Below are 6,147 nucleotides of genomic sequence, written 5' to 3'. Positions count from 1 at the left end.
AGTAAGCAGTAAGCAGTAGGCAGTAGGCAGTAGGCACTAAGCAGTAGGCATTAGGCAGTAAGCAGTAGGCAGTAGGCGGTAGGCAGTAAGCAGTAGACAGTAAGCAGTAGACAGTAAGCAGTAAACAGTAAGCAGTAAACAGTAGGCAGTAGACAGTAGACAGTAAATATGGGGCTAATTAATTGTTTATAAAAATATAAAATTGGTAATTATAAAGGTTTTCGCGATCTGAAGGTATATCAGCTTTCTTTTCAATTGGCTGTTGAAATTTTTGAGGTTTCAAAACATTCCCCTAAAGAAGAAAGGTATAACTAGACTGATCAGATCAGAATATCTTCACGGTCTGTATCTGCAAATATATCAGAGGCTTGAAGTAAAAGAAGATATCTCACACATTTTGCTTATAAATTAACCGATTCCGATATGGTGAGGCTTCTGGAACCACAGTTTGGTTGAATTTTTCATTAGATCATGAATTCATCAATAAAGAAACCCATAATTATTTTATCGGCAAATATTCTGAAGTTGACAAAATGTTAGGTAGTTTGATCAAAAATCCTGAGCAGTTTTGCTATTAAACCATAGTATGGTTTGAATGAATTATCATTGATAAGTGGCTACTGCCTATTTTTTGCTTACTGCTTACTGCTTACTGCCTACTGCCTACTGCCTACTGGTTAAATATACTTTTCAACGATCGCCAGCAGATTTTTCGGGCGGACGGGTTTGCTTAGGAAGGTATCACAACCGGCTTCAAAGGCTTTTTTACTGTCTTCTTTCATCGTGTAGGAAGTTTGAACGATTACCGCAATATCGGAATTCAACGCTTTTATATTTCGGGTGGCTTCATTTCCGTCGGTTCCGGGCATTTTGATATCCATCAATACAATGTCTACAGGATGCTCCCTACACATTTGAACGGCTTCTGATCCGCTCCTGGCCCATAATGTGCTGGCACCGGTTTTATCAAAAATCGATTTCAGGTAAAGATAATTGATCTTTTCATCTTCGGCGATGAGAATGACTCTATCGCTCCAATCTTTGTCCTGCATGTACCATGTATTTTAATAATTGTTTATCTCATCTGTTTAGAGACGCTTTAACCAGCATCTGTATTTATGGACAGGCTTTACTTAGTGCATCAAACATGGCCTGACCGATACCCGCCGGGGATTCTGCAATATGAATCCCGCACCTTCTCATGGTTTCAATCTTGGCTGAAGCAGTATCCGATTTCCCTCCTATGATGGCTCCTGCATGCCCCATTCTCCTGCCTTTCGGAGCCGTTTTTCCGGCAATAAAAGCAACTACCGGTTTGGTAGCGTTTACCCGGATCCATTCTGCAGCTTCTGTTTCCATGCTTCCTCCAATCTCCCCAATAATGATGATGCCATCTGTTTCAGTATCATCCATAAATAGTTTAACTGCATCCAGCGTGGAGGTTCCAACAATGGGGTCCCCTCCTATCCCAATACAGGTTGATTGGCCCATTCCCAGCTTGGTTACCTGATCCACTGCTTCATAGGTCAATGTTCCGGATCGGGACACAATACCCACCGAGCCCTTTTTATGAATGAATCCCGGCATGATGCCTGCCTTGCATTCTTCAGGAGTTATAATCCCCGGACAGTTGGGCCCGATTAAAACGGTTCCGCTGTCTTTGATGAACTCCTTTAGCTTAACCATATCCTGCGTGGGGATCCCTTCAGATATAGCCACTACAACCTCGATACCTGCATCACTGGCTTCCATAACGGCATCTGCTGCAAATGCGGGAGGAACAAATATGACCGAAGTATTGGCTGCCGTTTCTTCCACAGCTTTTTCCACCGTATTGAAAACAGGAACGCCCAGGTGTTTCATTCCTTCCTTTCCGGGTGTAACCCCACCGACTACCTGGGTACCGTAATCCATCATCTGTTCGGTATGAAAAGTTCCCTCACTTCCTGTAATCCCCTGCACAATAACCCTGGAATCCTTATTGACCAAAATGCTCATAGTTGCCTTTATCTAATTTACATTCAAAATTAACTCATTTATTGGTGAAAGACAAATCTATTATATATACGCATTCTGAATAATTTAGTTACCTCACTCCTATTTCAATTAAAGCTAGTTAAATTTGCAGCAAACAAAATCAGTCCCCAAATGATGGATGCCGGTAACATATGTGCCATCTCCACTCCACAGGGAAATGGTGCCATTGCTGTTGTGCGGGTGGACGGCAACGAAGTCTTCTCATTGATTGATAAAATCTTTCAACCCAGAGGCAGTCATAAAAATACGGAAGAGCTGATGCCCCGCAAAATGCATCTTGGCAGTATAATTGAAGGAGAACAGGTGCTCGATGAGGTGTTGTTGGTTCCCTATCATGCACCCCATTCCTATACGGGAAATCATATGGTTGAAATATCGTGCCATGGATCGATGTATATCCAGCAAAAGTTGCTGCAATTATTGATCAATCACGGGGCCCGCACGGCCAATCCCGGCGAATTCACCATGCGGGCCTTTCACAACGGCAAGATGGACCTGGCCCAGGCAGAAGGCGTGGCCGATCTGATTGCCTCCACTTCTTCGGCTTCTCATAAGCTGGCCATGCAGCAGATGCGCGGTGGGTTTTCCTCAGAGATTCGAAACCTACGCGAGAAATTGCTGAACTTCATTTCGCTGATTGAGCTGGAACTGGATTTCAGCGAAGAGGATGTGGAATTTGCCGATAGAACCCAACTTAAGGAATTGCTGGAGGAAATTGACCAATTGATATCAAAGCTGCTGAATTCATTCGAACTGGGCAACGCCATTAAAAACGGCTTTCCAGTGGCCATCACCGGTAATACCAATGTGGGCAAGTCCACTTTACTCAACCGCCTCCTAAATGAAGAAAAGGCCATAGTAACCGATATAGCCGGCACTACACGTGATGTAATTGAGGATTTGATCAACATTCAGGGCATTGAATTCCGATTTATTGATACGGCAGGCATCAGGGATACCCGGGAAAAAATTGAGACCATAGGCATCGAACGTACATTCGATCAGATAGACAAGGCACAGATTGTTCTACTGCTGGTTGATGCCACGCAACCAACCGAAACCGTAGTAGAAACCATCAAAAAGGTAGAAGAACGGATCAAAGGAACGTCAAAAAAATTGATGATTCTACTTAATAAAGTAGATCAGGTTACCACAGAAGATGAAGTGGTAGATATAGAAAAAGCCATTCGAAAGGTAATCCATACGGAGGATGAATTGCTGCGCATTTCAGCCAAACAGGGCACCAACATTGATAAGCTTACCAGCAAGCTGCTCAACTCGGTAAACTACTCCCCGCTGAATCAGAATGAGATCATGGTTACCAACGTACGCCACTACGAAGCTTTAAAAAATGCATACGATGCCCTCCAGCGCGCCCGCGAAGGCATGGAATCCGGCCTTTCCTCAGACCTGTTCGTCATGGACGTCCGCCAGGTGATCCACTATCTCGGTGAGATAACGGGAGAAATAACCACGGACGAGGTGCTGGGGAATATATTTAAGCACTTTTGTGTGGGAAAGTAAAGACTGATAGTAGGGAAACAAAACTTCTGAAAAATTTGTATTTTTAAATTCTACAAAACAAAAACTCAAATTTAACTTTTAAGTTAAATTTTTCATTACATTTGAGGCAATCTTAAATGAAACATTATAAATTGGTAAAAGAAAAAAAATTAAGCGGGAATAAAACCTCCATTTATTCTGTCTTTCTTTTAGATGAAGAAAAAACGATGCTTGACCGGTTTATAAACGAAAATAAATTTTCATTTAAGAGTGAACTAAAAGACATTATTAACCGTATTAAAATTATAGGTCATAAAACCGGAGCCAGGGAACAATTTTTCAAACTCAATGAAGGAGAACCGGGAGACGGAGTTTGCGCCTTATATGATCACCCGGGTAAAAATCTAAGATTGTATTGTATTCGTTATGGAAAGACCTTAATCATCTTAGGAGGTGGCGGCGAAAAAACCACCCAAACATTGCAAGAAGACTCGAAACTTAAAGAAGAAAATTATTTTTTAAGACAAATAGCAAAAGACATCCGAAAAAGAATGCAGGAAGATGAAATAGAATTTTCTGAAGATTATACGGATTTATTAGGCAATCTTGACTTTAAACCTGAAAATTATGATTAAGAAAAAGAAAGCAGAAGATTATACAAGTCCAGCTTTAGACGAATTAATGGACGAGACAGATGAGAAGGTATACAAAAGAACTGAAAAAAGAATGATGCTGGCAACCAGAATCGATGAAGCCAAGAGAGCAAAGGGCTGGAAAAATAAAGATTTGGCTGAAGCTTTGGAAAAGAAGCCATCAGAGATTTCCAAATATTTAAGCGGTACTCATAATTTCACTATAGATACATTGTCTGACCTCGAAGAAGTATTAGGCATTCAATTAATCAACTTTCGAGAAGAATCTAAAGCAATCGTTATTCAGCAAAACACCGTTACAGTGAGTTCAGAAGCAGGAACAAGGGAATCTATAATGGAAGAACTTCAAACTGAATCAGGCTTCTTTTTATTGAACATGGGAGCACACAATTGTTAATTTAATTGAATATGACCAATTCGACAAATTATCCAACCACAGAATACAAATTAACAGGAATTGAATTATTAGACATTCATCTTTACTATGAAAAAAGGCCACAGAGTGAAATTAAACAATACCACTTTAATATTAATATAGAACACAAAATCAACATGAAGAAGCAACTTGTATCTGCCATCACTTCTGTAAGTGTGCTTCACGAAGATAATGCAACTCTCTTAGGCTCTATAAAAGTGGCTTGTAACTATGAAGTAAAAAACCTTGAAGAATTTGCTGATTATGAAAATAAAACAGTTGATTTCCCAAAAGAGATGCTCACAGATTTAAATACTGTATCCATTTCAACTACCCGGGGTGTCATGTTTGCTAATTTCAGCGGAACCTTCCTTCACAATGCACATTTACCGCTTATTGATCCTGGACAGTTTACAAAGAAAAACCAAGAGTAAACTGTATTATTTTTTACAACTCTTTTACAACTTCCAACAACTTGACTAAAGCAAAAGTGATTATTATCCAGCACCTTAAAAACTAATCACCACTTTCTGTGTGGTAAGTGAGTGAGACTCCAATCTTAGAATCAAATAATTCAATATAACGATAAGATAATGACTATTTATAAATATTTTTTCGATGACCGATCTTAATGATGGTTATAACAAGCATTTTATCCTTAATAATATAAATGAACCTGTAATCACCACTCTAATCCTATAGGCATCACGCCCTTTAAGTTTCTTAGCTTCCCTGGGTCTGGGATTGTCTTCGAGTTAAAGCATCTTTTCTTCCAACCGATCAGCTACTTCATTGGGGAGTTTTGCTAAATGTTTGCGGACTGTTTTGGTAATAAATACAGTGTATTTAGCCATTCTGCTGTTTTCTTTGCTTTATTGCATCCCGCAATGGAATGGATTCTTCCTCCAAAGATTTATATTCATCGTAGGCTTTTATGTCTTCTAATTCTTCAAGTTGATCAAGTATTCTTTCATATTCTTTAATAGGTAAAAATACCCCTATTTTATTCCCTTGATCGTCTTTAATAATCTGTTGACTGTTTGACATGGTCTTCCATAAATTTAAAATTATTGTCTCACTTCATAAACAAATATAGAAAAAAATATTATGAATAATGAAGTAGAAATACGTCTGTTTCTTCCTTATTTTTTATTTTTTTGTGATACAATGGCAGGCAGCAACCTTCTTTGTAGAGACAAATATGGACGTGTATCTACAAAGGGGAATTATCCTGCAGCAGGCACAAAAACATTGAATATGTTATAACATATTATAACATCCAACTAAAAAAACCCGGATTATGAAGGTGAAAAAGACCTGCCCATGTATGGTAGTTTCTCCTGATGTGACCAACAAATTCTTCTTGTTTATGATTTTGATTATTTCCAGTGCCCATTTACACCCCCTTTGTAAATACACGCCGCGGCGTGTATCTACAAAGGGGGATACCCTGCAACAGGCCATGGAAATTGGAAACAAAATCAATTCAACAGATAGATTCATATTTTCAGAATCTGTATTTGTCGGACACAAACCACC

9 protein-coding genes are annotated in these 6,147 nt (G+C 39.4%); 6 read left to right on the top strand and 3 right to left on the bottom strand.

Annotated features, from left to right (window positions below; translation table 11 throughout):
• The first annotated feature begins 201 nt into the window (after window positions 1–201).
• Window positions 202–315, top strand: coding sequence for a four helix bundle protein (locus tag KGY70_15585; protein MBS3776618.1), 114 nt, complete (start codon window positions 202–204; stop codon window positions 313–315).
• Between the two features lie 362 nt (window positions 316–677).
• Here KGY70_15585 and KGY70_15580 read toward each other — a convergent pair whose 3' ends face one another.
• Together KGY70_15580 and sucD are read right to left on the bottom strand one after the other, a co-directional pair.
• The gene (locus tag KGY70_15580; GenBank protein MBS3776617.1) at window positions 678–1,052 is read right to left on the bottom strand and encodes a response regulator; all 375 of its coding nucleotides are present in this window, start codon (window positions 1,050–1,052) and stop codon (window positions 678–680) included.
• A gap of 64 nt (window positions 1,053–1,116) precedes the next feature.
• A complete protein-coding gene (gene sucD, locus KGY70_15575; GenBank protein ID MBS3776616.1) occupies window positions 1,117–1,998 on the bottom strand; it encodes a succinate--CoA ligase subunit alpha in 882 nt (293 codons plus the stop codon).
• 153 nt (window positions 1,999–2,151) lie between these two features.
• Here sucD and mnmE point away from each other — a divergent pair, with 153 nt between their 5' ends.
• The 4 genes from mnmE to KGY70_15555 all read left to right on the top strand — a co-directional run bounded on the left by mnmE (window position 2,152) and on the right by KGY70_15555 (window position 5,042).
• A complete protein-coding gene (gene mnmE / locus KGY70_15570) occupies window positions 2,152–3,561 on the top strand; it encodes a tRNA uridine-5-carboxymethylaminomethyl(34) synthesis GTPase MnmE (GenBank protein MBS3776615.1) in 1,410 nt (469 codons plus the stop codon).
• 131 nt (window positions 3,562–3,692) lie between these two features.
• A complete protein-coding gene (locus KGY70_15565) occupies window positions 3,693–4,175 on the top strand; it encodes a hypothetical protein (GenBank protein MBS3776614.1) in 483 nt (160 codons plus the stop codon).
• Complete coding sequence (locus KGY70_15560) at window positions 4,168–4,590, top strand: helix-turn-helix transcriptional regulator (protein ID MBS3776613.1); 423 nt, start codon at window positions 4,168–4,170, stop codon at window positions 4,588–4,590. The genes KGY70_15565 and KGY70_15560 overlap by 8 nt, the downstream gene beginning before the upstream one ends.
• An 11-nt stretch (window positions 4,591–4,601) precedes the next feature.
• The gene (locus tag KGY70_15555) at window positions 4,602–5,042 is read left to right on the top strand and encodes a hypothetical protein (protein ID MBS3776612.1); all 441 of its coding nucleotides are present in this window, start codon (window positions 4,602–4,604) and stop codon (window positions 5,040–5,042) included.
• 412 nt (window positions 5,043–5,454) lie between these two features.
• On the opposite strand, the gene KGY70_15550 is transcribed toward KGY70_15555, so the two are convergent.
• Window positions 5,455–5,655 carry a hypothetical protein gene (locus KGY70_15550; GenBank protein MBS3776611.1) on the bottom strand — a complete coding sequence of 67 codons (201 nt, stop codon included), beginning with the start codon at window positions 5,653–5,655 and terminating at the stop codon, window positions 5,455–5,457.
• A 253-nt stretch (window positions 5,656–5,908) separates the two neighbouring features.
• Here KGY70_15550 and KGY70_15545 point away from each other — a divergent pair.
• Window positions 5,909–6,147 (top strand): hypothetical protein (locus tag KGY70_15545; GenBank protein ID MBS3776610.1); only part of this gene is annotated, 239 nt, incomplete at its 3' end.

Source organism: Bacteroidales bacterium (assembly GCA_018334875.1).
GTDB lineage: Bacteria > Bacteroidota > Bacteroidia > Bacteroidales > UBA12077 > JAGXLC01.
Note: the sequence above shows the minus strand (reverse complement) of the source record. Positions and strands in the feature narration are given on the sequence as shown.

Coding starts and splice junctions, on each gene's coding strand:
- KGY70_15580 (MBS3776617.1), bottom strand. CDS start 1,052: ATGCAGGACAAAGATTGGAGCGATAGAGTCATTCTCATCGCCGAAGAT.
- sucD (MBS3776616.1), bottom strand. CDS start 1,998: ATGAGCATTTTGGTCAATAAGGATTCCAGGGTTATTGTGCAGGGGATT.
- mnmE (MBS3776615.1), top strand. CDS start 2,152: ATGGATGCCGGTAACATATGTGCCATCTCCACTCCACAGGGAAATGGT.
- KGY70_15560 (MBS3776613.1), top strand. CDS start 4,168: ATGATTAAGAAAAAGAAAGCAGAAGATTATACAAGTCCAGCTTTAGAC.
- KGY70_15555 (MBS3776612.1), top strand. CDS start 4,602: ATGACCAATTCGACAAATTATCCAACCACAGAATACAAATTAACAGGA.
- KGY70_15550 (MBS3776611.1), bottom strand. CDS start 5,655: ATGTCAAACAGTCAACAGATTATTAAAGACGATCAAGGGAATAAAATA.